The sequence below is a fragment of the Pseudoalteromonas sp. DL2-H2.2 genome, assembly GCF_021532535.1.
GTDB classification, from domain to species: Bacteria; Pseudomonadota; Gammaproteobacteria; order Enterobacterales; family Alteromonadaceae; genus Pseudoalteromonas; species Pseudoalteromonas rubra_A.
On sequence record NZ_JAKGBD010000007.1, the window covers coordinates 15581 to 42514 of the forward strand.

The window sequence follows — 26934 nt, forward strand, 5'->3', positions numbered from 1 at the left end:
TTTGCGGCGCTGCAATCGTTAAGTGATCCTGAGCAACTGTTGATTGCTGATACTCCTCAGCAAAACGCTTCAAAGCAAACGTCAGACTAATCTTTTTGTCTTCATAAACATAAGCGCCGGTGCTCTTTGAGTCACCGGCGCTTTTATACGTTCTGGCTGCTTATGCCAAATCTTCTTTAGTATCTACGTGCTCAGCTTTGTGCTGCTGGGCAATTTCTTCGCAAAGCTCGTGCTTGGTGCGTTTCTCTGCCACACGCCTTGCCGTCAACCAATAGAAAAATAGCGGCAGGAAGAACACGGCCAGGAATGTGGCTGCGAGCATACCGCCCATCACCCCGGTGCCAACACTATGACGTGCACCCGCACCAGCACCTGAGCTCAGTACCAGCGGCACCACGCCCAGAATAAAGGCCAGTGAAGTCATAATAATGGGGCGGAATCTCAGTCTTGCCGCTTCCAGTGCAGCCGCAGCCGGGCTCCAGCCTTGCTGTGTCTTCATCAGCGCATACTCAACGATCAGAATGGCATTCTTACTGGCCAGGCCAAGCAAAGTAACCAGACCAATCTGGAAGTAAACGTCGTTGGTCAAACCTGCAACCCAGATTGAGATAAGCGCACCAAAGGTACCAAAGGGCAGTGCCAGCAACACCGAAATAGGCAATGACCAGCGTTCATACAGCGCCGCCAGGATCAAAAATACCATCACAACGGCCAGCCCCAGTGCCAGACCAGTTGTGCCTGAACTGCGCTTTTCCTGGTAGGCGGATGCCGTCCACTCAAAGGTCATATCCGGTGGCAGAACCTGTTTAGCGATACGCTCAAATTCAGCAATGGCCTGGCCAGAGCTGTAACCGGGTGCGGCATTACCCATCAGCTTAACGGCCGACAAGTTATTGTACCTTTGCAGGGTTTCCGGACCCCGGCTGTATTCAATGTCAGTGAACGCCGAAATAGGGACCATTTCACCCCGGTTGTTTTTCACATAAATGCGACCAACATCTTCAGGTGACATACGGAACTCAGCCTCGGCTGACAACAACACCTGCCAGGCACGACCAAACTTATTAAAGTCGTTGACGTAGTAATTACCCAGGTTGGCAGCCAGAGCGTTGAACGCCGAGTTGATGTTTACGCCCATCGCACGCGCCTGCTCTCTGTCCATATGGACTTTCAGCTGTGGTGCATCTGGTCGCCAAAGCGTCTGAATACCGGCCAGGATGGGGCTCTTTTGCGCTTCGCCCATCAGCATCTGCATGCCTTGTTTGAGGCGCTCAGGATCGGTTCCTGCTTTGTTTTGCAGGTATACCTCAAAGCCGCCGGTGGTACCCAGGCCAAAAATGGCAGGGGGGTTGAAGGCCAGCACCAGCGCTTCGTTGATCCCGGCGGTCTTCATAAACAGCTCACCAACCAGAGATTTAGTATCGATTTCGCGCTCATCCCAGTGTTTCTGTGTGATGAACAGGGTCGCTGCACTGTTTTTGTAACCGCCACCGATAAAGTCAAAACCGGTAAAGGCCACCACGTTTTCATTGGCCGGGTTAGACTGCGCAGCTGCAACCACTTCTTCCACGACTGCAGCGGTGCGCTCCAGTGATGAACCATCAGGCAGGAAAACGGCAGCAATGTAAAAGCCCTGATCTTCATCCGGAACCAAAGATCCCGGTGTTTTTTGCCAGATAAACACGGTTGCGCCAACCATCGAAGCCATAAGCACCAGGCCAAGCAGGCCGCGGCGGATCATAAAGCTCACGGAGCCGACATAACGGCCGGTGACGCGCTGGAACCAGTTATTGAACCACAGGAAAAACCCTGCAGTCTGCTTGTGCTCATGCTTGAGGATCATTACGCACAGCGCCGGAGTCATGGTCAGTGCGACTACACCCGACAGGCTCACCGAAATCGAGATGGTAATGGCGAATTGTCGGAATAACTCACCGGTTAATCCACCCAAAAATGCGATGGGGACGAACACTGAACACAACACCAGTACAATTGCGACCACCGGTCCGCTGACTTCCTGCATCGCTTTGATGGCGGCTTCGCGGGCATTCAGGTGTTGTTCGTGCATGATCCGTTCAACGTTTTCCAGAACAACGATGGCATCGTCGACCACAATACCAATAGACAACACCATGCCAAAGAGTGTCAGGGTATTGATGGAGTAACCCAACATATACAGGCCGGCAAAAGTACCAAGCAGAGAAACCGGGACTGCCAGAGTCGGAATTAACGTTGCGCGCCAGTTTTGCAAGAACAGGTATACCACCAAAAATACCAACACCATGGCTTCAACCAGCGTGATCAGTACTTCACGGATCGACACCTCAACAAAACGGGTTGTATCGTATGGAATACCGTGGTCGAGCCCGACCGGAAATTGCTGACGTAACTCAGCAATCACTGATTCTACTTCATTTGCTACATCCAGTGCATTGGCGCCCGGTTGCAGGAAAACGCCCAGCAATACTGCTTCTTTACCATTGAAAGTACCGGCAAAGTTGTAATCCTTGGAACCCAGCTCAACACTTGCTACGTCTTTAAGGCGCAGGGTTGAGCCGTCCGGGTTGGCGCGAATAATAATCGCCTCAAACTCTTCAGGCGTAGACAAACGGCCCTTGGCTGTCACACTGTACACCAGCTCCTGTGGCTGGCTGCTGGTAGGTGTGGCACCGATAGTACCCGCTGCATACTGTGAGTTTTGCTCACGGATGGCTGCGGTGATCTCCTCGACGGTTACCCCTAACTGACTCATCAAATCGGGGCGGATCCACACACGCATGGCGTAATCTTTGGCACCAAAGATTTGTACACTGGTGGTGCCAGGTATACGCTTGATGCGGTCAAGAATATTCATGGTGACATAGTTCGACGTCCACAGGCTGGAACGCGTACCGTCAGGCGAATAAAACGCATGAACCTGCAAGAAGCTGGAGGAGCCTTTCGCCACGACAACGCCCTGACGGCGGGTTTCTTCCGGCAAACGCGCTTCAACCTGTTTGACCCGGTTGTTGACGTCGACCGCGGCCTGGTCAATGTCGGTGCCAATTTCAAAGGTGACGGTAATAGTGGTTGTGCCGGAGCTGGTACTGGTCGACTCCATATACATCATGCCTTCAACCCCGGTGATGGCATTTTCTATCGGGGCTGCAACCGTTTGTTCCAACACATCAGCAGATGCACCAGGGTAAAAGGCGGTTACCTGAACCTGAGGCGGCGCAATCTCCGGATATTGTGCAATGGGCAGGGTGCGCATTGCTGCCAGACCTGCCAGTACAATGACAATGGAGATCACAAAGGCAAATATCGGGCGATCGATAAAATACTTAGAGAACATACAATTATTCTCCTTCACCGCTCACGGCAACAGGCATGCCAGGGAAGAAGATCCTTGCCATACCTTCAATGATCACGGGTTGGCCGGGCGTCAGGCCTTGTCGTATCACCCACATATTTTTACCATCTAAATTCACCCATTCACCCACCTCAACAGGAGCGGGTAAAGCAACCGTCATACCTTGCTCGTTCTCGGTTGCAATATAGACAAACTTGCCTGTGCCGTTATCCAACACCGCACGCTGTGGCAACACGATAGCATTATTGCGCACCGCGCCCGAAAGGCGAACACGAACAAACTGACCTGGACGCAGTTCGCCGTCAGGGTTATTGATGCGGGCTTGGAGCTCACTGGTACCGGTAAAGCGATTGACTCGCACATCCGAGAAATCGACTTTGCCGGAGTGCGTGTAGACAGAGCCGTCCTGCAGCACTATGGTGGCGTTGAACTCGTTATTTTTGGGCAAGCTGAGCGTACCATTTTCGACATCCTGGCGCATAGCCAGCTGCTCTCGCTCGGAAAAGCCAAAGCGGGCGCGCATCATACTGGTGTCAGTCAACTCACTCAGTAGTACGGTGGGGCCAGAGACATAGCTCCCTTGCGAGACAAACTCCCGACCCATGATACCTGAAACAGGCGCTTTAACCTGAGCATATTCCAGATCAAGCTGTGCTTCACTGAGTGCTACTTTGGCGGAGTCCAGGTTTGCGATGGCCACTTCGTACGCAGATACGGCATTATCGAAATCGCGCTTTGACACTGAACGTTCGTCTTTAAGGCGTTCAAGGCGGTCTTTTTCGCGCTTAGCCTGTGCCACATTGGCCTTGGCGGCATTGAGTTCTGCTTCGGCTTTTTCAAGTTCAAGCTGAAGTGGGCGAAGCTCAATGGTAAACAGAGATCGCCCGGCCTTAACATACTGACCTTCTTCAAAGTTTCGGGACTCAATCAGTCCCGACACGCGCGCCCTGATCTCCACTTCTTTATCGCCTGCCAGGGTTGCTGGCAGCTCGATATTAAATGGCACACTCTGGGTTGTGACCTTGTTGATACTTACCTGCGCGGGTGGCATAGACGGGCCACCTTGGCCTTGCGGTGCCTCGGAGCAGGCGGAAATTACGAGTGCAGACAATACCGCTGTTGCCAGGTGTACTACACGACTGCTTTTATGGGCTGGATACATGTATACTCCAAATCCTGATTAAAATTTTTTATTCCTGAAAAGAGACGGATTGGCCTCTGATTTATTGGGTTTACTTTTGCATTTATTCGCTGACGTGTTCACAAACCAATCGAATAAGTGTAGCACTGCTTTTATAATTACGTGTGCCGATTTAGTAACTCTCGATCTAATCCTGAAATCAGTGAATAGGTTGTCGTGCGGTGGGCTGTCTACACCATAACAGGCCAAACCGCATCACTGTTAAAGCACTAACAGCTGCTTATCAAATGTGGTTTATGTCAGCGATATAGTGCTGAGATGAATCGACAATATTGCAAGTATACGCAAGTGTATACCTAATTTTTTATTAGGTAAACGGTATCGTGTACTTTTTTGATAAGGCGATATACGGAAGCGTTTACTTTCACATTAGCCCTTTTTAAGTTAAACTACTGTTAATTTTACACAGATGTCCGAGTCGATGACCGAGCTTACTGAAAAACAACAAGCAATACTAAGCGCAGCGGTAGAGGAGTTTGCTCAGCGGGGGCTGCAGGCCACCACTATGGAGGCAATTTGTAGTGCAGCAGGGGTATCCAAACGCACTTTATATAAGCATTACGCGACCAAAGAAGCCCTGTTTGATGCTGTGGTTGTTTCTCTAATCGAAAGAATACAGCCCATTACGACCATTCAGTTTATTCCCAACTACGACTTTGAAATTCAGCTGCGCCATTTGGCCGAAAGTGCCGTTTCTCTGCTGGCGGATGAAGACTACATCAAGTTGTCGCGCATTGTGATGATTGAATCTATGCGCTGCCAGGCGCAGGCTAACAGGCTTAATTGTAAATTCAGCCAATGCGAGGCATCAATGAGCCTGTGGTTTGAAGAGGCATCTCGTGCCGGATGTCTGGGCACTTTTTCAGCGCCATTTGCAGCGGCTTTTTTCTGGGGCGCGCTAAAGCGGCTGACATTTTGGGATCAGGCTATTCGCTGGCAGGCACCACTTCAGACGGACGTGCTTGACGAATTTGTCGATCAAGCCTGTAAGCTATTTTGCCACGGTGTTGCTACTGGGGGTTAGTATGTACCTTTAATGTTTTATTTTTATGCTTTATTGGTTACTATACTTTTGCATTGCGTAAGGAAGCCGTGTAGAAAATGCAAATCTAATCATGTCTTTGTTGGCTTCTTTTATGCTGTCACCACAGTTGTTTCACCTTATGCTCAAGCAGTTACGAAATGGTTGTGTGTTTTGTGTTCAGCCCTCACTCTCAAAAACAGCGGGCTCAATGATATTTGAACGATACGCGATTGCGTAGAGTAGTTGCCACGAGCTTTATCTGTTTAGGCGAACTTAAAAAAAGGACTATTAATATGGCAATAGGTGGACTGGGAATTTTTGGTACTTTAGTCACTTTACTAATCACAGTGCTTTTAATATCACTCCCATTTTATATCATATATCGCATCGTCAAGTTTGCGGTACGAAAAGGCATTCAAGAAGCAGAGCGCACTAAATAACGCGCCTGCTTCAGCTGTATTATTCAACACCAATAAACCCGCCGGTCTGATGCGCCCATAATTTTGCGTAGATGCCATTTTGTGACAACAGGGCATCATGTGTGCCTTGCTCAACAATCTGGCCCTGATCCATCACGATCAGGCGGTCCATTTGTGCAATGGTCGATAAGCGGTGGGCAATCGCAATCACGGTTTTACCCGTCATCAGACTGTCTAAACTATCCTGAATAGCAGCTTCCACTTCAGAGTCCAGTGCCGCGGTTGCCTCATCCAAAATCAGAATAGGGGCATTTTTTAGCAACACCCGTGCTATGGCAATACGCTGGCGTTGTCCCCCTGACAGCTTAACACCACGCTCACCCACCTGGGCATCCAGTCCGGTATTACCCAGGCTGTCTTCAAGCCCTTCAATAAACTGACTAGCCTGCGCTTGATCAATTGCATCCAACAGCTCGGCTTCGCTGGCATCGGGTCGACCATACAGCACGTTATCACGGACACTGCGGTGCAGCAGCGCGGTATCCTGGGTGACCATGGCAATGTGCGCGCGCAAGCTTTCCTGGTTGACCTTTGCAATATTTTGCCCGTCTATTTCAATGCTGCCTTGCTGAACATCGTAAAAACGTAGCAGCAGATTAACCAGGGTTGATTTACCTGCGCCCGAGCGGCCAACGATACCGATTTTTTCTCCTGGTGAGATGGTCAGGTTGAGTCCCTGAATAACCGCATGCTGCTCGGCATGTTTTTGCCGTTTGTAGGCAAAATGCAGATCGGTAAACTTTATCTCACCCTGAGTGACTTGTAGTGCGGGCGCATTGGGCAGATCCTGCACGTCTAATGGTCTGGCTAAGGTATTTTTACCGTCAATGGCCGTGCCGATGTTTTCAAACAGGCTGGATACTTCCCACATGATCCACTGTGACATGCCGTTAAGGCGCAACGCAAGGGCAATTGTGATTGCAATTGCACCGCTGGTGATGGCGCTGAGTGACCACAAATAGAGAGAACCGGCGGCGACACTGAACACTAAAAGGAAGTTGAGCGTCTGGATACTGACGTTTAACTGGGTTGACAGTCGCATCTGGGCATAGACAGGTTGAATGAACAGGTCCATGCTTTCCCGGGCGTAGACTTCTTCACGCTTATTATATGAGAACAACTTCACTGTGGTGATATTCGTGTAGCTGTCGACCACGCGGCCTGTCATCTGAGAGCGGGCATCGGCTTGTTTACTGGCAACCTGTTTGAGCCGGGGGACAAAATAAAACTGCATGCCTATGTACAAGGCCAGCCAAATCAGCAGTGGGATCATGAGTCTCATGTCATTGTCGCTCACCAGCGCAAGCATAGCGCCAAAGTACACAATAACGTAAACCAGCACATCCAGCAGCTTCATCACCGCTTCTCGGATGGCCAAGGCCGTTTGCATGACTTTGGTTGCAATGCGCCCGGCAAATTCATCCTGATAGAAGGAGATGCTTTGTTTTAGCAAATAGCGATGGGCCAGCCAGCGTATGGCCATAGGGTAGTTACCCAACAGGCTTTGGTGCAGTATCGCACTGTGGAAAAATACCAGGGCGGGCAAACCGACCAAAGTGATCACGGCCATAACGGTGAGCTCCTGGCGCTTGACTTCGAACAACTCCGCGGGCGTGTATGCCTGCATCCAGTCAACCAGCGTGCCCATAAAGCCAAACAACATCACCTCGAGCGTAGCCAGGATGGCAGCCGACAGCGACATCAACAACAGTGGCCATTCCATGCCTTTGGTATAAAACCGGCAAAACGCCAGCAAGCCTTGTGGGGGTTGTGTCGCTGGTCGCGCTGGGAATGGGTCGGTGAATCGTTCGAAAAATTTAAGCATATTGCCTCCTGCATGATGACAGTGCCGGGCTGACCCTGCGCGTTAATGTGGTGTTCGTAGGTTTGCTCAGAAAAAGCGCACACGCCTTGCGTACTTATAACGCAGAATACGACTGAAAACCAAGTGACAAGTTGGGAAAAGTGAAATAAGAGAAAGTGTTAGCGATGTGTAGTGGGGTTAAAAAAGCCCGGCCTATGTGCCGGGCGAGAGGGTTATTCCGCCTGTTCGGCTTCTTCATGACCATAGGTTTTACGCATAATGTATACGTAGGCGTTATGAAACGCTTGTTCCTGGTACTTTTTTAACCCTGTATCGGCGAAATCGACAGGCACCGGATTACGCTTAAGTTGCTCTTTAACTTCAGTAGAAGACAATAACTTGACGTCTGTGCCTTCGATAAGCTGCATCGCTGTTTCCATTTTAAAACCGGCTGCGCTGCCCGCGAACTTGCCTCTGTGAGCACGTTGACGGATGGCAATAGAGTCAATTTTGTAATCTTCTACCAGCTTGGCAAAGTCGAAGTGGAATTTGCGCATCGCTTCTGTGTCCTGGCCAATATTGCCAAGGGTAAAGCGTGTCTGGCGAATATCGCGAATATCAAAAACGTCTTCTTCTTTGCTCAGCAGGCACAGCAGGGCCTCGCTGCCGGTAATCTCTACACCGAGTGTTCTCATTGTTGGTTTCCCATTAACTGGTCAAATAAATCGTTACAGGTAAAGATCATATCACAGCTCGCGATGAGCGAGAACTCATTGCAGTATCATTTCGATGGCAATGGCGGCGTGATCTGAATAGCGAATATCTTCCTCATCGCGTTTGGGGTCTAAGTGCGACGCATAATTATGATAGGTCAGGCGCCTTACTTTACTCTGTTCAAGGTTGGGGTTGAACTCTTTAGAAGCCAGAATGTAATCGAGCGTATTACCCGTGCCCTGATAATAATGTGTTGGCGGCTTCTGGCCAAAACTAAGTTGGTTGTCGGCCAGGCAAAAGCTGTCGAACAGCCCGACGCTGTTAACATCCTGATGCAGGGCACTGGTTGGGAACTGCTGAGTCATAAAAGACAGTGCCGGACTGGCAATATGGTCGTTGAAATCGCCCATGACGAGTGTTGCGGCGCCTTTCTCGCGCTGTGTTTTGAGGGCATCGTAGTAAACAATAGAGGCTTCCAAGGAGCGGGAGATTTGTGATTGCATGGTGCCCACGGTTTGATGTAATAACGTGAGCAGGGGATCTTCAACGGAAGCATTGCCCAGCATATGGGCCATAGAATGGACACGTTGAGATTTAAAATGCACCGCATAGACGGTTGTCAGGCCAAAACCGGGTAGTTCAAAGCTGCATTTTATGGGCGTGCGGTTAAACTTAAACTGGTGCTGGTTATTAAGGTATTCCAGGAGCTCGGGGCATGGCTCCAGCGGGGTAAAGCTCTTAAACGGGAACTTACTGGCAATGGCAACAATGGGGTTAAACAGCACATTGGGATATACCAGGTCGGGTTTGGGTGTATCGACGGTGGCAAAATAGGGCAGTCCCAGATCTTCGCACAAGGTGGCCAGTGTTTCCGGGCTAAAGACTTCCTGAAACACAATGACACTTGGGTCCATATGCTGGATAAGACCTGTGATAAACTGAGTTTTGGTCAGCCATTGGGTGTCATTGTAGGATTCATCGAGCTGATAAAAAGAATAAGGGGGCGCAGCAAAGTTCAGCAAATTGAAGGATGCAAACTTGTATGTGTGTTTCTGTGCCATGGTTTTCCTCGTCATTTTACCCAAATCCCTGCTTAATCTTAGTCTTTTCCTTGCAACTCGCCACGTGAGCGTTCACAATGGGCGCTGCGTTTGAAAGTCCCCAGACTCTGTCAGTATATCACTGTTCAATCAATGCTTATTCGTAAAAGCGTTGATGGGCGTCAAATTTAAAAGAATTAACTTAACTAATACATGTGATGCGTTGTAGGTGTCACCACTGTAAATAGGAATTATCATGCCAGTAATTACTCTCCCTGACGGCAGTCAGCGTATTTTTGAAAACCCGGTTACCACTTTAGAAGTTGCTCAGGACATCGGCCCTGGCCTTGCGAAGGCGACCATTGCCGGTCGTGTGAACGGTGTGCGTGTGGATGCATGCGACCTGATTGAACAGGACGCGCAGCTTGAGATCATCACCGCGAAAGATGAAGATGGTTTAGAGATCATCCGTCACTCGTGTGCGCACCTGATTGGCCACGCGGTTAAGCAGCTTTTCCCTGAAGCCAAAATGGCAATCGGTCCGACCATTGACAATGGTTTCTACTACGACATCGACATGGAGCACTCGCTGACTCAGGAAGACCTCGATGCCATCGAAAAGCGCATGCTTGAACTTGCTAAAACTAACTATGACGTTGTTAAGAAGAAAGTAAGCTGGCAAGAGGCACGCGACGCATTTGAAGCGCGTGGCGAAACTTACAAAATGGAAATCCTGGATGAAAACATCGACAAAGATGACCGTCCAGGCCTATACCATCATGAAGAATATGTGGACATGTGTCGTGGTCCGCACGTGCCAAACATGAAATTCTGCCAACACTTCAAAATTATGAAAGTGGCTGGCGCATACTGGCGTGGTAATGCAGAAAATAAAATGCTGCAGCGTATCTATGGTACTGCGTGGGCAGATAAGAAGCAGCTTAAGGCTTATCTGAAGCGTCTGGAAGAAGCTGAGAAACGCGATCACCGTAAAATTGGTAAAGCGCTTGATCTGTGGCACTGGCAGGAAGAAGCGCCGGGCATGGTTTTCTGGCATAACGACGGCTGGAGCATCTACCGTGAGCTTGAAGACTTCGTGCGTGAGAAGCTGCGTGAGTATGCTTACGAAGAAGTTAAAGGTCCGCTGATGATGGACCGTGGTCTGTGGGAAAAATCAGGCCACTGGGACAAGTACGCTGATGCGATGTTCACCACTGAGTCTGAAAAGCGTGAATATGCCATTAAGCCGATGAACTGTCCGGGTCACGTGCAAATCTTCAACCAGGGCCTGAAGTCGTACCGCGACTTACCACTGCGAATGGCTGAATTTGGTTGTTGTCACCGTAACGAGCCTTCGGGCGCACTACACGGTCTGATGCGTGTTCGTGGCTTTACCCAGGATGATGCACATATCTTCTGTACAGAAGAGCAGATCATGGATGAAGTATCAGCTTGTATTAATATGATCTACGATACATATTCGACGTTCGGCTTTGAAAAGATTGTTGTAAAACTGTCTACACGCCCTGAAAAGCGTATCGGCGACGACGAAATGTGGGACAAAGCAGAAGAAGCGCTGGCGGATGCACTTAAAGCAAACGACATCGAGTTCGACTACCTGCCGGGAGAGGGCGCGTTTTATGGTCCTAAGATCGAGTTTACTTTGTACGACTGTCTTGAGCGTGCTTGGCAATGTGGCACAGTACAGCTAGACTTTGCTTTACCGGGCCGTTTAGGCGCGACATATGTAGCAGAAAACAATGAACGTAAAACGCCAGTGATGATCCACCGTGCTGTACTGGGGTCACTGGAGCGCTTCATTGGTATTCTGACTGAAGAGTATGCAGGTTTATTCCCGACCTGGCTTGCACCTAAGCAAGTGGTGATCATGAATATCACCGACAAACAGGCCGACTATGTGCAAGAAGTTGTACAAAAACTGAATAAACTTGGAATTAGAGCTGGTGCTGACTTGAGAAATGAAAAGATTGGCTTTAAAATCCGCGAGCATACTTTAAAACGTATCCCGTATCTCCTTGTTGTTGGAGACAAAGAAGTTGAACAACAAGAAGTAGCGGTAAGAACACGCAAAGGTGAAGACCTGGGCAAGTTCTCTGTTGATGAGTTCATCGCTAAGATCAGCGAAGAAATCAAAGACAGACGTTAAATTAACAAACCTGTGCGAAAGGCTTATCAACTAACATAAAACGCTTTTCGCACAATATATTTTTGACTTTTTGGAGGATCGTACCATTAGAGGCGGCAAAAAAGGGCAAACTACTGCTCAGAAAAATCGTATCAATGAAGAAATCACAGCGAAAGAAGTTCGCTTAATTGACGCTGAAGGCGAACAGGCAGGCGTAGTTTCAATTAGAGAAGCAAGAACGCTTGCAGAAGAAGCCGGCCTGGACCTGGTTGAGATCAGTCCGAATGCAGAGCCACCAGTCTGTAAAGTTATGGACTATGGTAAGTTCCTTTTTGAAAAAGCAAAAATACAAAAAGAACAAAAGAAAAAGCAAAAACAGATCCAGGTTAAAGAAATCAAATTCCGTCCTGGCACGGACGAAGGCGATTATCAGGTCAAGCTGCGTAACCTTCGCAAATTCCTTGAAGCGGGCGACAAAGCGAAAATCACCATTCGTTTCCGCGGCCGTGAAATGGCCCACCAGGAAATTGCCATCGAAATGTTAAATCGTTTGAAAGCTGATCTGGAAGAGGTGGCTCAGGTTGAGTCATTCCCGAACCGGGTTGAAGGCCGTCAAATGATTATGATGATGGCACCTATTGCGAAAAAGTCTTAATCAAGGCATAATACGCGCCGATTTAACGATCGACAGAATTTAACTCAGGTTTCAAGTGCGCAAGCCACCTGAGTTAACCGGTACCTAAGTAAAGGTCACGTGTGGCTTTTCACCGGAGTTAGGGTGCATACCAGGCCAATAAAGTGATGTTTATCATCCGCCTGCTTGCATAATGTTAACGCAATATCATTTGGAGTTATTGCAATGTCTTACAAACTAAAGACACACAGAGGTGCTGCTAAGCGCTTCAAAAAGACTGCTTCTGGCGGTTTCAAGCGTAAACAGTCGCATCTTCGTCACATTCTGACTAAGAAATCTTCTAAGCGTAAGCTTCACCTACGTAATAAGACTATGGTTCATAAGAATGACCTGGGTCTTATCAATCGTATGTTACCATTCGCTTAATAGAGGATATCAGAAATGGCAAGAGTTAAACGCGGTGTTATCGCACGTGCACGTCACAAAAAAGTATTAAAGCAAGCTAAAGGTTACTACGGAGCACGTTCACGTGTTTATCGCGTAGCTTTCCAGGCAGTAACTAAAGCAGGTCAATACGCTTACCGTGACCGTCGCGCTAAGAAACGTACTTTCCGTCAACTATGGATCGCACGTATCAACGCTGCAGCACGTCAAAACGGCCTTTCTTACAGCCGTTTCATCAATGGCCTTAAAAAGTCATCTGTTGAAATCGATCGTAAGATCCTAGCTGATATCGCAGTATACGACCAAGTAGCTTTCGCAGCACTAGTTGCTAAAGCAAAAGAAGGTCTTGCAGCTTAATTCTCTTAAGCTAAGCGATTGAAAAGAAAAGGAGCCTATGGCTCCTTTTTTTGATCCTGCCACTACTATATGCAGCAACATTATCTATTTTTCAGTAAAATTTTATCCAGCCAGGCTGAGCTGAGCAGGCGTTTAAGGTAACCCATCAGATAAGTTGGGAAGGTCACATAATATCTCGGTTTAGCACGTTTTGCTGTGAGCGCATGCAGCAATTTGTCATAGACAGCCTCTGGCCCCAGCGTAAATTTTTGCGGTGCAGACTGAGCGTTCAGGCGAGCTAGTTGCGCTTCGTATTCGGTTTTGTGCGCGCTGTTTGTTATCTCGATGTGCTGCTCAAAGGCGAGGCGTGCATTGCGGCGAAATTCAGACACAATAGGACCTGGCTCTATCAGGCTTACCTGAACATTGGAGCCACTTAGTTCCATCCGCAGCGTATCTGTCAGTCCTTCAAGAGCAAATTTACTGGCATTGTAGGCGCCGCGATAGGGTAAAGCGACGAGCCCCAGCACAGATGAATTTTGAATAATGCGGCTGTCACCGCCGTGGGCCCTCATATGGGCAACCGCAAGACACGTCAGGGTATGCCAGCCAAATAAGTTTGTTTCAAATTGCGCGCGCAACACGTCCGTGGGCAAGTCTTCGACTGCGCCAGGCTGACCATAGGCACCGTTGTTAAATAGGACGTCCAGTTTACCGTCGCACAGTGCAACGGCCTCATCAAAGCCCTGTTTAATTGAGGCATCATCGGCCAGGTCCAAAGTGATGCAAGGGATCCCCAGTGCTTCAAAGCGTGCCAAGTGTTGAGGATTGCGCACTGAAGCCACAACGCGAAAGCCACCATCATGGAGTGCTTTTGCACAGTAATAGCCAATGCCGGTGGAGCATCCGGTGATTAAAATCGATTTTGTCATGTGTTTATCCATGTTTTTTCGCACTGTAAAAAGTCAGCTCGCGATTAACTGTGAATTTTTGTAGAATCACCGCACATTGTAAGTTGTTAATTTAAATATTGATATAATCATCATATCGATAGATAAAAATAAAGATTGTTTATGAATTTAGGCATTGTTTTGCTAAGTGCAACAGTAAATCTGAATAGTCATTTACCACCGTTACTAGACTGGCAAGGAAAAAGTGTTGGCCTGATGCAGGAGCAGGGACCACTCACCACAGATTTTGAACTGAGCAAGGGCCTGGAAAGTCCTGACTATGCAAAAACGATGGCATTTATCGACCGTTTGGTTGCCGCAAACCCTACTCAGTTTAAGGCCCTTACTATAGGACGCAGTGACGCAGGGCGCGATATTAAAATGCTGGTCGCCTCAGAAGCCAATCAGTTCAGTCCGGCGATGATAAAAAATAATAATAAACCGACGCTACTGATCCAGGCTGGGATCCATGCGGGTGAAATTGATGGCAAAGATGCCATGTTTATGCTTTTGCGCGACATTGCAACTGGTAAACGGCGTGATATTCTGAACAAAGTAAACCTTTTGTTTATCCCCATATTGAATGTCGATGGCCATGAAAGGCGCAGTGCCTACAACCGCATTAATCAGCGCGGCCCTGCGCTGATGGGTTATCGTACTAATGGGCTGAACCTGAACCTGAATCGTGACTACACCAAACTCGATACCCCTGGCGTTCGGGCCATCATGCAAGTGGTTAATCAGTATCAACCCGCTATGTATCTTGATTTGCATGTAACCGATGGCGCTGATTATCAATATGATATCACTTATGGTTTTAACCCTAGTTTCGCCAGTGAATCACCTGCGGTTGCAAAAGTGCTTGAGCAGCACTTTACCCCAATGATAGACGAGAAGTTGCGTGAGCAGGGCCATGAGCCTGGTCCATTGGTATTTGTGATGGATAAGCGGGACTTCAAGAAAGGCCTTGCTGGCTGGGTTGCCAGTCCTCGTTTTTCAAATGGCTGGGCCGACATCAAGGCATTGCCCAGCATCTTGTTGGAAAATCATTCACTTAAACCCTATAAGCAGCGTGTCCTGGGCACCTATGTTTTTGTCGATGGTGTCATAGACGCACTGGCTGAACACCAGCAAGCGTTGGCCAAAGCGGTTGAAACAGAGCAACACTTTGTCCCTGATGAGCTGGTTGTTGAGCGTAGCTACGCAGAAAAGCCAGACCCAATCGCATTCAAGGGTATTGCCTACAAGCGCTTTGAGAGTGCGCTGTCAGGGCAAATGGAGGCTAAGTATCTGGGAGAGCCTAAACTGTACGAGCAGCTGCCCGTATACTGGCAAAAAGTAGAAAAGCGCAAAGTAAAAGTACCCAATGCGTTTTATATTCCGCCAGCGTACACAAATACAGTCGATAAGTTAAAGCTACATGGCATCACTGTAGAGCAGCTCAATACTGACGTGCTGGCTGATGACCTTGTTCAGCTTGCTATTAAATCCTATAAATTCGCTGATACACCTTTTGAAGGCCGTTTTCGTGTCAGCGCTGAGTTTGAGCAGCAAGCCGTACCACCGACTCTGAATTTGTCAGGCTGGTATCGGGTGTCTACGCAGCAGGCAGGCGGAGAGCTTGCCACGCATTTGCTTCACCCCAGTGCACCAGATTCGCTGTTTGCCTGGGGCGACTTCCCGGGTGTATTCCAGCGCACAGAGTACGTTGAAAATTATGCGCTTGAACCTTTTGCCCGGAAAATGTTAAAAGACAACCCGGCAATGGCTCTGGCGTTTGACAAGAAGATCAGCGAGGATAAAGCCTTTGCAAACGATCCTAAAGCGCGGATGGAGTGGCTCTATCAGCGCACGCCTTATTATGATCAGGCTTATTTGAAGTATCCGATCCTCATGTCCTTTAAGGAAAAATAAATGCAGGTAATTACCATACCCGTTACGCCATTTATGCAAAATTGCAGGATAATTTGCTGCCCAGTCACGGGTCGGTGTGCAGTGGTTGACCCGGGAGGCGATGTTGATAAACTATTGTCTGTCATAAAGGAACGCGCACTCGATGTAGAAATGATTTTGCTCACTCATGGTCATTTGGATCATGTAGGTGCCAGTGAAACCTTATCTAACGCATTAGGGGTTGATATTGTCGGCCCGCAGCGCGAAGATAAGTTCTGGTTTGATGCACTGCCAATGCAAGCTCAGATGTTTGGCTTTGCACCACATGCAGCGTTTTTTCCGAACCGCTGGTTAGAAGACGGTGAGCGTGTTGAGCTGGGTGAATTAAAATTAGAGGTGCGTCATTGCCCTGGTCACACGCCGGGCCATGTGGTTTTTTATGAACCACAAAGCGCCACTGTGCTGGTGGGGGATGTGTTGTTCAAAGGGTCGGTAGGCAGAACGGATTTTCCGAAAGGGGATGCGGCACTGTTAAAGCGCTCTATTGAAACTCAGTTATTCACGTTGCCAGAGACAACGCGGGTAATGAGTGGCCACGGGGAAGATACCTCGATTGGTTATGAACAGCGCCATAATCCTTTTATGAGCGGGCGGTTTGGCTGATAACTGAGTCTATCGGCACTTTATTCATTTAACTAATTAAAAATTAAGAAAAATATGTCATTAAATCAGGTTGATCGTCAAATACTCGCGCTGTTACAGCAAGATGCAAGTCTGTCTACGGCTGAAATAGCCGATAAAGTGGGGCTGTCACAGTCACCGTGCTGGCGCCGCATTGCGAAACTCGAGCAAGATGGGTATATCAAGGGCAAAGTTGCATTGTTGGATGAAAAGCAGCTTGGTTTTGATATGCTGGTTTATGCCCACGTAAAATTATCAAACCATGGCCGTAATAACCTTTCTGAATTTGAAAAGTTGATCATGAGCTATGATGAAGTCACTGAGTGCTATACCATGGCAGGCACCATGGACTTTATGCTGCGCATTATTTCGCGTGGCATAGAAGGTTATGAGCAATTTGTAAGAGATAACCTGCTAAACCTGGAATATGTTCAGGAAGTACACTCAAACGTCACCATGACGTGTGTTAAGCGGACCACAGCCCTGCCAATCTGATTGTCATACATCAGACCCGAAACTCAACTATAATGTATCACATTTGTTAAAAGCGCTGGATTTTGCTAGGATCCAGCGCTTTTCTGTCGTAGTAATAATCTTGGGGATTTAAATGTTTAATCTAATAGGCAAAGCGCCCAGCTCTGCTAAGAACGACATACTGTCAGGATTGACCGTCGCTCTGGCGTTGGTACCTGAAGCTGTCGCATTTGCGTTTGTCGCGCATGTCGATCCATTAGTCGGCTTATATGCCGCGTTCATCGTGGGCTTAATCACCTCAATTTTTGGTGGTCGTCCGGGTATGATCTCTGGTGCAACCGGCGCGCTGGCGGTTGTGATGGTCAGCCTGGTGATTGAACATGGTGTGGAATATCTGTTTGCGACTGTGCTGCTAATGGGGGTACTGCAGATCCTCGCTGGCGTGTTTAAACTGGGTAAGTTTATTCGCATGGTACCGCATCCGGTGATGCTGGGTTTTGTGAATGGTCTGGCGATAGTCATCTTTTTAGCTCAGCTTGGTCAGTTTAAAGTAATGGATGAGTCTGGCACATTACAATGGATGCAGGGACAGCAGCTTTATATCATGGCCGGTCTGGTCGCCCTGACTATGGCAATCATCCATTTTCTGCCAAAGCTGACAACGGCTGTACCTTCCAGTCTGGCGGCCATTTTGGTCGTTACAGGCTTGGTAATTGGACTTGACCTGGACACACGCAACGTACTGGATTACCTCAAAGATATGAGTGGTAATTTGGATGCGACCATTGCCGGTGGTTTCCCTGAATTCCACATTCCTCAGGTTCCCTGGACCTGGGAGACCTTTACCATTATTTTCCCGTATGCCCTTATTCTGGCCGCCATTGGTTTGATTGAATCACTACTGACATTGACCCTGATTGACGAGATCACAGAAACTCGAGGTCACTCGAACAGAGAGTGTATTGGCCAGGGTGCCGCGAATATGACTTGTGGCGTTTTCGGCGCGATGGGTGGTTGTGCGATGATAGGTCAATCGATGATCAACATTAATTCTGGTGGTCGTAGTCGCCTGTCTGGTATCACAGCAGCAGTCCTGTTACTTGCATTTATCCTCTTTGCTGCCAGCCTGATTGAAATGATCCCGCTTGCGGCTTTGGTCGGCGTAATGTTTATGGTGGTACTGGGCACGTTTGAGTGGTCAAGTTTCCGTCTGATGAAGCGTATCCCTAAAAGTGATGCCTTTGTCATTGTGTTAGTGTCTGGCGTGACTGTGGTGACCGATTTAGCTATCGCTGTGTGTGTGGGTGTGATTGTGTCTGCACTTGTCTTTGCCTGGGAGCATGCCAAGCATATTTACACCAGCAATTACATTGATGAGCAGGGCTCAAAAGTGTATGAGCTACATGGTCCGCTGTTCTTTGGCTCTGTAAAGAACTTTGCTGAGCTATTTGATGTTGCTAACGATCCGGCTGATGTGATCATTGAATTTAAGCACAGTCGTGTTGCTGACCACAGTGCGATTGAAGCCATTGATGCATTGGCCGAAAAGTACACTAAGGCTGGCAAGAAGCTACACTTACGTCACTTAAGCCAGGATTGTCAGCAGTTACTGGCAAAAGCGGCAGATCTGGTAGAAGTGAATGTAATAGAAGATCCAAAATATAAAGTTGCGTCAGACAAATTGGCGTAATCTGATTTAAACAAGCCCCTTACGAGGGGCTTTTTCTTTTCTCAGTTGAGCTTTGCTCCGGTAAAAAACTAGCTTATTACATATTGCTACTGATGGCCTACATGTTTTCGGATAGACTCCGGTATCAAAAACCTTTATGACTGAGATGCTATTGGCCATTTTGCAGGAGTGAGTTTGTAAAACTCCTCTCGTAACAGTGAATATCTGTACTCATCTACCCAGCTGCCTTTGAAGTAGAGACTTTTTACATAATGGGCTTCACGTCGAAAATGCAGAGCCTCCAGCAACTTTTGAGCAGGTAAGTTGCGGGTATCAGTGAGTGCACTCACGCGGTGAATGTCGTATTTCGAAAACAAATGCGGCAGCAGGATTCGAAGTGCATGCCTGGCTACGCCTTTGTGCTGCGATTCAGGTGCCAGTGTAAAACCAATTTCAACCTGCTGTTGTGGTAAAAAGTGCAGTGCCAAGTCACCAAGTAGCTCACCAGAGACGCGCTTGACGATTGCAATCTGAAACCACAGTTCGGGCTCTGCGAAACGACTGTAGTCCATCGCCTTGAAAAGCGCTGTGGCATCTTTCAGCATATAGTTCTCATCCCAGCTCTGAAATCGTGCCACCTCAGGGTTAGCTCTGTACCGGGCAAACTCTTTGAGATCTGATTCTTCAAAAGGTCGAAGTAGTAGTGTATCACTAGCGCATAGCATATCCATATACGTCCCCTGGTTGCTTTTATTTTGAAACTTATAACCTATTTTGTGGCATCACCAATAATGCGGTGGCTCTGAAAACACGGCGAAGGCTCAGCACCGAAGGGTGTTATTGCACTACAGAGTCATTTGTTGTCTAGTGTTGAGGTATCTGACTTTGTCGTGCTTGACTGTGCCTGTATTTGCTTGCTCATTACTCGAGTAATGGTATCGAACAGCGCCTGCATATCAATTGGTTTTGCAACTAAATCATCGAATCCAAGTGACAAATAGCGGCTGACATCCTCAGGGAGCACATTGGCTGTGATGGCGATGAGCGGTTTACGGTAGTCGGTATTCTTCACTTGCTGGCAAACTTCTATGCCATCCATCACCGGCATTTGAATATCGACAAAGAAAAGATCGGGCTGTGCCTCAAAAAAGCAATCCATGGCCAGCTTGCCGTTATTGGCCAGGGTCAGGTTGGCGTGAGTCTTTTTCATCATGGCGGCAAATATTTGCTGATTGATCAGGTTATCCTCAGCCAGCAGGACATTGACACCGCGCAAGTCGGGTACTTTCGGCTGAGCTTGATTGGATAAGTGTTGTGCTGTCGGCTTGGTGCTTACCAGCGGCAAACTAACTGTAAACTGGCTACCTTCACCCGCAACACTACTAACAGTAACCTCACCCTGCATCAGCTCCACCAGCTGTTTAACAATCGCCAGTCCAAGCCCCGAGCCACCATATTTGCGCGTGGTTGAGCTATCAGCCTGCTGAAAATGCTTAAACAGGCTGGCGACCTGAGTCGCAGTCATGCCAATCCCGCTATCACTGACAGCGATAACAAGCTGGGTTTTGTCTCCCTGCACGCTCAATGTAACCTGGCCCTGCTCAGTAAATTTAATGGCATTAGACAGCAGGTTGCGCAGTATTTGTTTAAGCCGCAAGGGGTCGGCAAGTCTGACGGATAACTGTGGCTTTAAGTCAGTGACCAATTTTAATTCGACTTGTTTGTCGCGGGCCAGGTGCTGGTATTCCTGAATTACTTCTTGGCATAACTGTAAGATGTCAACCGCGAGCACTTCGAGCGTGAGCTTACCAGCCTCCATTTTCGAAAAGTCGAGTATATCATTCACCAAAGCAAGCAGGGTTTGAGAGGAGGTATAGCCTTGCTCTACCAGCGAGCTGTCTTCCTGGTCTTGGTTATGTTGTCTGAGCAGCTGGAACACTCCCAGAATGGCATTCATGGGCGTGCGGATCTCGTGGCTCATGGTGGCAAGAAACTGCGCTTTAGCCAGTTCAGACTGCTCGGCACGTACCTTTTCTTGCTTCAGTTGTGTTACCTGGGTATTAACGGTACTTACTAGCTCATTCAGCGTTTTTTGTAAGGTTTTTAGCTCTTCATACTCCAGGTTGGCATTATTTTGTTGATAATTACCCGACGTCAGCGACATACAGTATTGTTCAAGCTGCTTCATGGGGCTTGTTACCTTGCGGCTCACATAGGCCAGATACCAAAAGAGAATAATCAATACGCCCAGTGCCAGCAGGGCGCTTCTGATAATGGCATACAAGATCTCTCGCGTATAAGCGCTGTGCTGGTGCGACAGGGAGAGAGACAAGCTCAAGCCTTCATCCCCGCGTTCGTAAATCGGGTAGGTTGCATTGAGACCTTCCTCAAATGCGTTGCCCTCATCAAACCACAGTTGTTGATCTGAAAAGATGCGCAAAGATTCATAATCAGCTAGCTCAATGGCGAGCTGGCTGGTATCCAGCTCGAAAAATAGCACGCTGGTGTAGCGAAAAGGATCGATAAGAGAAGGCAGCGTTTGGCGCAGTGGCACGGCAATGAATAATGTCCCGCCATTTGTGTCGGTAACTCCCAGCTCCTGGTTGCTGATCAGTAGCTTGCGGACCATTAGCTCACGAGCATTGGCATTGGTCACAGCATTTGCATGCTCGATGATGGAGGGCGTGGCCCAGTGCAGGGTATAAAGCGGGTAGCCTTCGACAATATAAGGGGAGCCGTCGCTGATCATCACACTTTTTACCAAAGGGGATGTGTAGACCAGGTCGCGCATTTCTTTGAGCGCATATTGCGTATACAAAAGGTTGAGGGGGAGTTCCGCCAGGATCCGGTGGTCACTGTAATGAGCGACCTGAAAAGTAAACTCGGCGAGCCTGTTTTTGATATCTAACGACAAACTGGTAGCGCGTTGTGCAACCGTGTCTGCGGCAATTTTATTGGCTTGTGTCCAGGCACTGTAAGCAAAGTGAGCGAGGGCAATGGTCAGCAGGGCCAGAACCATTGCACCGACTTTAAGCTGTAATTCACTGACCAGGCTTTTTTTCTTGCTCATAACTTATCGACTTTTCAACAATGTGTTGCATAAAATGGGCGGCCTGATGTTCGTCCAGAACACCTGCAAGATGACGTGTAAGGCCCTTTAACATGGCCTCCCAGACAAAGGCCATTTGTGCTTCGTTGGGCATAGGCTGAGCGTATTCAAGGGTAGAAATGAGGGCCTCTACTTGCCTAATCCCTTGTATTTTTAGCATATCTAGCGCACGTTTATCGACTGGAAGCGCATTGATGGATGACCATAAATTGCTTTGCACTGGCAGCGATTGCAAAAACTCAGACAGTGTTCTGAGTTCGGCACTTTTGCTACCAGATAAGGCGTTGTCGGGAAACGCCATAACGTGAGACGAAAAGTAAGAGCGCATAGGCTCACCTCGCAAACTGGGTAGCTGCGCGACACCCAGTTTATCGCCAAAATGTTCAGAGAAGCGCTGAAACATCCAGGAGCCATTTATGGTATAGGCAACTTCACCGGATAAAAATTGATTTACGGTGCAGTCGTAGTCGCACTCCACATCCAGCCAGCTCTCGTCTTTAAGCGACTTATACCAGCGCAGGCCGTTTACCATCGCTGGTGTATCTAAGTTAGCGTTACCATCTATAATCAATGAGGTGCCGAAAGTACCCAAAAATGCTCTGTACCAGTACATCTCGTAATAGTTCCAGCTAATGTTAACACCCAGCTTTTGTTGCTGCGTACGAAGCTGCTGCCAGCTGTGAGCAGGCTCACTGACGAGTGCCCGGTTATAATAGAGCATCAAGTGGTTACCAAATACGATAGGCACTCCCAGTGTTGTGCCATTGGCTTTGATATTCTGGCGAACTTGATCTATCAAATGCGTTGAGAGCCAGTCGTCGGGTACTTCTGATAAATCAAGTGCCGTCAGCCCCATATAATCAGCTGGCACAATGATGCCATCGGGCAGGGCGTTATTGCTGGCCCTTAACAGGAGTTCGGATTTGAGCGAGTTGTTTTCGAATTCAACGACTTTGACGTTGATGCCCGTTTTTCTGGTGAACTGTGCAAACAGAGGTTTGAAATCATAGTTTTCAAGGCCAATGGCAATGGTCAGCGATTTTTGATCTGGCAGCCTGGCATACCCCAGGCTGCTACAAAAGAATAAGCCTGTTATCAACAAAAACAATAAAGTGGTGCATAACCTGCCGGGCATGACCTTCCTTAGAATGTGATTAGCTACCTAATTTATAGCAAAATATCAGGTCAGAGCAAACGGGTGATATGAAATCGTGCTTTAGCGCGACTTTTGCGCAAGGTGAAATAAGCAAGTTTATAGGCTGATGAATTGAGAACAACGAGCTAAGTTTAATGATGGTTAGAGAGTGGTGGTGCTCTGACCAGCTGAGCTAGGGTCTTACAGAAACATGAGATTGAACTTGCGGAATAAGTTGGTACGACCGAGTGGATTAGTGGTGTGAAATCGTGCTTTAGCGCGACTTTTACGCAAGGTGAAATGAGCAAGTTTATAGGCTGATGAATTGAGAACAACGAGCTAAGTTTAATAATGATTAGAGAGCTGTGGTGCTCTAATCAACTGAGCTGGGGTCTTTTTGGAATATGAGATTTAACTTATAAAGTGATTTGGTACGACCGAGTGGATTCGAACCACCGTCCATTGGACCGGGTCATAGAGAGCGGTGGTGCTCTAAACAACTGAGCTACGGTCGTATTGAGATATGAGTTTTAACTTATCAAATAAGTTGGTACGACCGAGTGGATTCGAACCACCGACCATTGGACCGGGTCATAGAGAGCGGTGGTGCTCTAACCAACTGAGCTACGGTCGTATTGAAATATGAGTTTTAACTTATCAAATAAGTTGGTACGACCGAGTGGATTCGAGCAACCGACCATTGGACCGGGTCATAGAGAGCGGTGGTGCTCTAACCAACTGATCTACGGTCTTTTTGGAATATGAAATTTAACTTATAAAGTGATTTGGTACGACCGAGTGGATTCGAACCACCGACCATTGGACCGGGTCATTGAGAGTGGTGGTGCTCTAATCAACTGAGCTGGGGTCTTTTTGGGATATGAGTTTTAACTTATTCAATAAGTTGGTACGACCGAGTGGATTCGAACCACCGACCATTGGACCGGGTCATAGAGAGCGGTGGTGCTCTAACCAACTGAGCTAGGGTCTTATTGGGATATGGGATTTAACTTATAAAATGATTTGGTACGACCGAGTGGATTCGAACCACCGACCCCCACCATGTCAAGGTGGTGCTCTAACCAACTGAGCTACGGTCGTACTGGGATATGAGTTTTAACTTATTCAATAAGTTGGTACGACCGAGTGGATTCGAACCACCGACCCCCACCATGTCAAGGTGGTGCTCTAACCAACTGAGCTACGGTCGTACTGAGATTTGAGTTTTAACTTATTAAATAAGTTGGTACGACCGAGTGGATTCGAACCACCGACCCCCACCATGTCAAGGTGGTGCTCTAACCAACTGAGCTACGGTCGTACAATGTTGAGCTGATATGACTGTTTTGTTGCATTAAGTCACTTGCCAACGGCCGCTAATATATAGCGAGCGTTCTGTGGGATCAAGTAAATTTGCTAAATTAATGTTTGTTTGCACTTTTTTCGTTCATACCGGTGCAACTTTACACACTTTGTAAAAGCGCTGCCACCACTGTGCATGCTGTCGGCTCGATGTTTTCAGTTCATCCATCAGCGCTTCAGCATGATTTGGGTAGGGAAGATAGGGTACAGCCGCCGAAATTTTTGCCATAGAGTCACTTAAATCCTGCAGCTGATTACTGAGTTGTGCCTGGTAAGGTTGCAATGTTGATATCGAAAACTTATTGAATATATTGTGCAATATCTCGGCTTTGCGCTTGTTTTTCCCCTCAGGACACACGGCTGTTTGTAGCTCGACTTGCGATAGCCATGCGGTTAACGCTTGGTTCCAGTCAATTTGCTTGCGTGCACTGGTCAGCAAAGTCTGAACATAGTGGTTGTTATTCAGTTTCTTGAGGGCGGGCGTGACGCGCTCCGGGTCAATTTTTTCTGGCGTTGACAGGTTGCTAGCGATGGATGCCAAGGTGGCCAGGCCTTCGTTGGCTTGAATTTCATTATCGGTGCCGCGCTTATCGATTTCGTCAAATGTCAGTCTGGTAAATTGAGTCAGCTCAGCCTCTGACGACAGCATAAAAGCGAAATACTGACTCAAAGCCGAGCGTTTGTGTGACGCTGCTTGCGCCAGGACCTGTTTGACTTCTGGGTCGCTGGTTCTGCTGTCCTCTACACATTGGTCTGCCAGCTGAATAAAGCGCAGCTGATATTTAAAGACCTCGCTGGGCACGGCCAACTTGCCAAGCTGGTTATTATGCATGGCAACGTCCTGTGCAAGTGCGCAGTGCCCAAGATTAGCAAGCTGTAAAACAGAGAGTTTAAAAGACGCTTGAGGCCTGGATGCTTTGAATGGCGCCAGGGGATCTGGCTTTTCAACTTTTAATGGAGACAAGTCCAGGACATGGGCCAGTCTGTTCGCGTATTCCTGATTGGTATCAGTGGCCACCGGTGTGCAGGCCGTCAATACCGCACTAAACAGGATCAGGACGTAACGTATCAAGGCGTTTCCTCACAAAATACAGTAGCAATATCGCAGCGCAGGTTAAGCCGACGATAATACCAACCCAAAATCCTCTAGCGCCCATGGCCGGTACGAGTAAATCCGTTTTTGCCAGCACAAAGCCAAGACTGAAGCCAATCAACCAGTAAGAGACAAACGTCACTATGGTGATAGGGCTGGTGTACTTTAACCCCCGCAATACGCCATTGGCGGCAACCTGCAAAGCGTCTGGCAATTGATAGATACAAGCCAGCACGATTATCCCCGAAGCGAGTACTGCAACCTCGGCGTTTTGAGTATATACCCAGGCAATTTCGTTGCGGATCACAAAAGTAAAGGTGGCGACTATAACTGAGACCACGACAGCACACACAAAGCTGGTATAGACCGAATTCACCAGTCGCGAGTAGTGCCCTTCACCGGATAAGGTGCCAATGCGTATCGCGATTGCCATGGACAGGCTCAGCGGCAACATAAACAGGATAGTCGTGACACTGGCGGCTATCTGGTGTCCGGACACCGCGATTGCCCCCAGGTCTGCAATAAACAGAGGAATACAGGCGAACAAGGTCACTTCAAAGAAAGTCGCAAGGCAAATGGGCAGACCCAGTTTAACTATCTGGAACTGAGTAGCAGCATGAGGGCGTGCAAACCCCTTAATTAACCAACGACCGTCCAGATATTTGTTGTAAAAGCTATAGATGAGCTGGGCGATGGCCATGACCCAAAACACCAGCGTCGTTGCCAGGCCACATCCCGCACTACCCAGGGCCGGCATGCCAAATTTGCCATAAATAAAGACATAGTTGGCAAAGACATTGACTGCTAGGCCGAGCAAACTAATGTACAAAGCGGCTTTGGTATTGCCAACGCCCTCAGTCACATTACGATAGACTGAAAACAACAAAAAGGCAGGCAGGCCCCATTTTACAAAATCAATATATTGCTGTGCCAGTGTTGTAATGCCACTGGCGGCACCGATCTGTGCAAATACCAAAGGCGTGAATGCACTGGCGATAAAGCCCAAAGAAGAGAGCAGCAGAGCCAGGTAAATACCTTGCTGGAAATAGGTCTTGATACCGTCACGTTGTTTGGCGCCGTCGCAGTAAGCAACCATACTGGTGATCGCAAGTAAAATCCCCTGCAATGAGAAAATCATCGGGTTCCAGGTACCGGTTGCAATTGACAGCGCAGCGAGGTCTTCGGCACTCACTTGTCCTGCCATCATAGTGTCGACAACCGACATAAGCACTAAGGTGATTTGGGCAAAAAAAACGGGGGTAGCAAGGCGTACCAGGCGCTTAGCTTCCCATAAAGCGAATTTCATACTGAGTCTGGTTCTCCTAAAACGTTAATCTTAAATAACTTCCTAAAAACTTACCACTTTTATCCGATGAAAGGGCTGTTTAATCTGA

Annotated in this window: 20 protein-coding genes and 5 tRNA genes; 9 read left to right on the plus strand and 16 right to left on the minus strand. The window is 48.1% G+C overall.

What is annotated here, in order from left to right; translation table 11 throughout:
• Positions 1–160: 160 nt before the first annotated feature.
• Both L1285_RS13150 and L1285_RS13155 read right to left on the minus strand, forming a co-directional pair.
• On the minus strand, positions 161–3334 hold the full coding sequence (locus L1285_RS13150) for an efflux RND transporter permease subunit (RefSeq protein WP_235412705.1): 3174 nt from the start codon (positions 3332–3334) through the stop codon (positions 161–163).
• 4 nt (positions 3335–3338) lie between these two features.
• Complete coding sequence (locus L1285_RS13155; RefSeq protein ID WP_235412706.1) at positions 3339–4514, minus strand: efflux RND transporter periplasmic adaptor subunit; 1176 nt, start codon at positions 4512–4514, stop codon at positions 3339–3341.
• 460 nt (positions 4515–4974) lie between these two features.
• Here L1285_RS13155 and L1285_RS13160 point away from each other — a divergent pair, with 460 nt between their 5' ends.
• Positions 4975–5577, plus strand: a complete 603-nt coding sequence (locus L1285_RS13160; protein WP_235412707.1) for a TetR/AcrR family transcriptional regulator — start codon at positions 4975–4977, stop codon at positions 5575–5577.
• 459 nt (positions 5578–6036) lie between these two features.
• Here L1285_RS13160 and L1285_RS13165 read toward each other — a convergent pair whose 3' ends face one another.
• The 3 genes from L1285_RS13165 to L1285_RS13175 all read right to left on the minus strand — a co-directional run bounded on the left by L1285_RS13165 (position 6037) and on the right by L1285_RS13175 (position 9635).
• Positions 6037–7881: an ABC transporter ATP-binding protein gene (locus tag L1285_RS13165; protein ID WP_235412708.1), complete on the minus strand. Its 1845-nt coding sequence runs from the start codon at positions 7879–7881 to the stop codon at positions 6037–6039.
• 212 nt (positions 7882–8093) lie between these two features.
• Positions 8094–8555 carry a DUF3010 family protein gene (locus L1285_RS13170; protein WP_235412709.1) on the minus strand — a complete coding sequence of 154 codons (462 nt, stop codon included), beginning with the start codon at positions 8553–8555 and terminating at the stop codon, positions 8094–8096.
• A gap of 75 nt (positions 8556–8630) precedes the next feature.
• Entirely contained in the window at positions 8631–9635 is a 1005-nt protein-coding gene (locus tag L1285_RS13175) for an endonuclease/exonuclease/phosphatase family protein (RefSeq protein WP_235412710.1), read from the minus strand.
• 235 nt (positions 9636–9870) lie between these two features.
• On the opposite strand from L1285_RS13175, the gene thrS reads away from it, so the two are divergent.
• The 4 genes from thrS (at position 9871) to rplT (ending at position 13195) form a co-directional block, all read left to right on the plus strand.
• On the plus strand, positions 9871–11781 hold the full coding sequence (gene thrS, locus L1285_RS13180) for a threonine--tRNA ligase (RefSeq protein ID WP_209051928.1): 1911 nt from the start codon (positions 9871–9873) through the stop codon (positions 11779–11781).
• Between the two features lie 70 nt (positions 11782–11851).
• Positions 11852–12415, plus strand: coding sequence for a translation initiation factor IF-3 (gene infC / locus L1285_RS13185; RefSeq protein WP_082078869.1), 564 nt, complete (start codon positions 11852–11854; stop codon positions 12413–12415).
• Positions 12416–12619: 204 nt separating this feature from the next.
• Positions 12620–12820 carry a 50S ribosomal protein L35 gene (gene rpmI / locus L1285_RS13190; RefSeq protein ID WP_010387195.1) on the plus strand — a complete coding sequence of 67 codons (201 nt, stop codon included), beginning with the start codon at positions 12620–12622 and terminating at the stop codon, positions 12818–12820.
• A 15-nt stretch (positions 12821–12835) separates the two neighbouring features.
• The gene (rplT, locus tag L1285_RS13195) at positions 12836–13195 is read left to right on the plus strand and encodes a 50S ribosomal protein L20 (protein WP_010387194.1); all 360 of its coding nucleotides are present in this window, start codon (positions 12836–12838) and stop codon (positions 13193–13195) included.
• Positions 13196–13275: 80 nt separating this feature from the next.
• Here the strand turns inward: rplT and L1285_RS13200 are convergent, their stop codons facing one another.
• Positions 13276–14106 carry an SDR family oxidoreductase gene (locus L1285_RS13200; RefSeq protein ID WP_235412711.1) on the minus strand — a complete coding sequence of 277 codons (831 nt, stop codon included), beginning with the start codon at positions 14104–14106 and terminating at the stop codon, positions 13276–13278.
• A 141-nt stretch (positions 14107–14247) separates the two neighbouring features.
• Here L1285_RS13200 and L1285_RS13205 point away from each other — a divergent pair, with 141 nt between their 5' ends.
• The 4 genes from L1285_RS13205 to L1285_RS13220 all read left to right on the plus strand — a co-directional run bounded on the left by L1285_RS13205 (position 14248) and on the right by L1285_RS13220 (position 18862).
• Positions 14248–16038, plus strand: coding sequence for a M14 family metallopeptidase (locus L1285_RS13205; RefSeq protein ID WP_235412712.1), 1791 nt, complete (start codon positions 14248–14250; stop codon positions 16036–16038).
• Positions 16039–16680 (plus strand): MBL fold metallo-hydrolase, encoded by a 642-nt coding sequence (locus L1285_RS13210; protein ID WP_235412713.1) that lies wholly within the window; start codon positions 16039–16041, stop codon positions 16678–16680.
• Between the two features lie 54 nt (positions 16681–16734).
• Complete coding sequence (locus L1285_RS13215; protein ID WP_046004338.1) at positions 16735–17193, plus strand: Lrp/AsnC family transcriptional regulator; 459 nt, start codon at positions 16735–16737, stop codon at positions 17191–17193.
• A gap of 112 nt (positions 17194–17305) precedes the next feature.
• The gene (locus L1285_RS13220; RefSeq protein WP_235412714.1) at positions 17306–18862 is read left to right on the plus strand and encodes a SulP family inorganic anion transporter; all 1557 of its coding nucleotides are present in this window, start codon (positions 17306–17308) and stop codon (positions 18860–18862) included.
• Between the two features lie 134 nt (positions 18863–18996).
• On the opposite strand, the gene L1285_RS13225 is transcribed toward L1285_RS13220, so the two are convergent.
• The 10 genes from L1285_RS13225 to L1285_RS13270 all read right to left on the minus strand — a co-directional run bounded on the left by L1285_RS13225 (position 18997) and on the right by L1285_RS13270 (position 26846).
• A complete protein-coding gene (locus L1285_RS13225; protein ID WP_235412715.1) occupies positions 18997–19572 on the minus strand; it encodes a GNAT family N-acetyltransferase in 576 nt (191 codons plus the stop codon).
• A 122-nt stretch (positions 19573–19694) separates the two neighbouring features.
• Entirely contained in the window at positions 19695–21911 is a 2217-nt protein-coding gene (locus L1285_RS13230) for an ATP-binding protein (RefSeq protein ID WP_235412716.1), read from the minus strand.
• Positions 21883–23085: a sugar ABC transporter substrate-binding protein gene (locus L1285_RS13235; RefSeq protein WP_235412717.1), complete on the minus strand. Its 1203-nt coding sequence runs from the start codon at positions 23083–23085 to the stop codon at positions 21883–21885. Before L1285_RS13235 ends, L1285_RS13230 begins: the two co-directional genes overlap by 29 nt.
• A gap of 429 nt (positions 23086–23514) precedes the next feature.
• Positions 23515–23600: transfer RNA gene (locus L1285_RS13240), tRNA-OTHER, on the minus strand.
• Between the two features lie 33 nt (positions 23601–23633).
• Positions 23634–23719: transfer RNA gene (locus L1285_RS13245), tRNA-OTHER, on the minus strand.
• A 390-nt stretch (positions 23720–24109) separates the two neighbouring features.
• Positions 24110–24186, minus strand: a tRNA-Val gene (locus L1285_RS13250).
• 33 nt (positions 24187–24219) lie between these two features.
• A tRNA-Val gene (locus L1285_RS13255) sits at positions 24220–24296 on the minus strand.
• Positions 24297–24329: 33 nt separating this feature from the next.
• Positions 24330–24406: transfer RNA gene (locus L1285_RS13260), tRNA-Val, on the minus strand.
• Positions 24407–24532: 126 nt separating this feature from the next.
• Positions 24533–25519: a DUF3080 family protein gene (locus L1285_RS13265; protein ID WP_235412718.1), complete on the minus strand. Its 987-nt coding sequence runs from the start codon at positions 25517–25519 to the stop codon at positions 24533–24535.
• Positions 25491–26846: an MATE family efflux transporter gene (locus L1285_RS13270; protein WP_235412719.1), complete on the minus strand. Its 1356-nt coding sequence runs from the start codon at positions 26844–26846 to the stop codon at positions 25491–25493. Before L1285_RS13270 ends, L1285_RS13265 begins: the two co-directional genes overlap by 29 nt.
• Positions 26847–26934: the final 88 nt, after the last annotated feature.

What these genes read in the sequence shown, in the direction of transcription:
- L1285_RS13170 (WP_235412709.1), bottom strand. Translation starts at nt 8,555, where the DNA reads ATGAGAACACTCGGTGTAGAGATTACCGGCAGCGAGGCCCTGCTGTGC.
- L1285_RS13165 (WP_235412708.1), bottom strand. Translation starts at nt 7,881, where the DNA reads ATGCTTAAATTTTTCGAACGATTCACCGACCCATTCCCAGCGCGACCA.
- L1285_RS13225 (WP_235412715.1), bottom strand. Translation starts at nt 19,572, where the DNA reads ATGGATATGCTATGCGCTAGTGATACACTACTACTTCGACCTTTTGAA.
- L1285_RS13205 (WP_235412712.1), top strand. Translation starts at nt 14,248, where the DNA reads ATGAATTTAGGCATTGTTTTGCTAAGTGCAACAGTAAATCTGAATAGT.
- L1285_RS13200 (WP_235412711.1), bottom strand. Translation starts at nt 14,106, where the DNA reads ATGACAAAATCGATTTTAATCACCGGATGCTCCACCGGCATTGGCTAT.
- L1285_RS13175 (WP_235412710.1), bottom strand. Translation starts at nt 9,635, where the DNA reads ATGGCACAGAAACACACATACAAGTTTGCATCCTTCAATTTGCTGAAC.
- thrS (WP_209051928.1), top strand. Translation starts at nt 9,871, where the DNA reads ATGCCAGTAATTACTCTCCCTGACGGCAGTCAGCGTATTTTTGAAAAC.
- L1285_RS13270 (WP_235412719.1), bottom strand. Translation starts at nt 26,846, where the DNA reads ATGAAATTCGCTTTATGGGAAGCTAAGCGCCTGGTACGCCTTGCTACC.
- L1285_RS13230 (WP_235412716.1), bottom strand. Translation starts at nt 21,911, where the DNA reads ATGAGCAAGAAAAAAAGCCTGGTCAGTGAATTACAGCTTAAAGTCGGT.
- rplT (WP_010387194.1), top strand. Translation starts at nt 12,836, where the DNA reads ATGGCAAGAGTTAAACGCGGTGTTATCGCACGTGCACGTCACAAAAAA.
- L1285_RS13215 (WP_046004338.1), top strand. Translation starts at nt 16,735, where the DNA reads ATGTCATTAAATCAGGTTGATCGTCAAATACTCGCGCTGTTACAGCAA.
- L1285_RS13160 (WP_235412707.1), top strand. Translation starts at nt 4,975, where the DNA reads ATGACCGAGCTTACTGAAAAACAACAAGCAATACTAAGCGCAGCGGTA.
- L1285_RS13210 (WP_235412713.1), top strand. Translation starts at nt 16,039, where the DNA reads ATGCAGGTAATTACCATACCCGTTACGCCATTTATGCAAAATTGCAGG.
- L1285_RS13150 (WP_235412705.1), bottom strand. Translation starts at nt 3,334, where the DNA reads ATGTTCTCTAAGTATTTTATCGATCGCCCGATATTTGCCTTTGTGATC.
- L1285_RS13155 (WP_235412706.1), bottom strand. Translation starts at nt 4,514, where the DNA reads ATGTATCCAGCCCATAAAAGCAGTCGTGTAGTACACCTGGCAACAGCG.
- L1285_RS13235 (WP_235412717.1), bottom strand. Translation starts at nt 23,085, where the DNA reads ATGCCCGGCAGGTTATGCACCACTTTATTGTTTTTGTTGATAACAGGC.
- L1285_RS13220 (WP_235412714.1), top strand. Translation starts at nt 17,306, where the DNA reads ATGTTTAATCTAATAGGCAAAGCGCCCAGCTCTGCTAAGAACGACATA.
- rpmI (WP_010387195.1), top strand. Translation starts at nt 12,620, where the DNA reads ATGTCTTACAAACTAAAGACACACAGAGGTGCTGCTAAGCGCTTCAAA.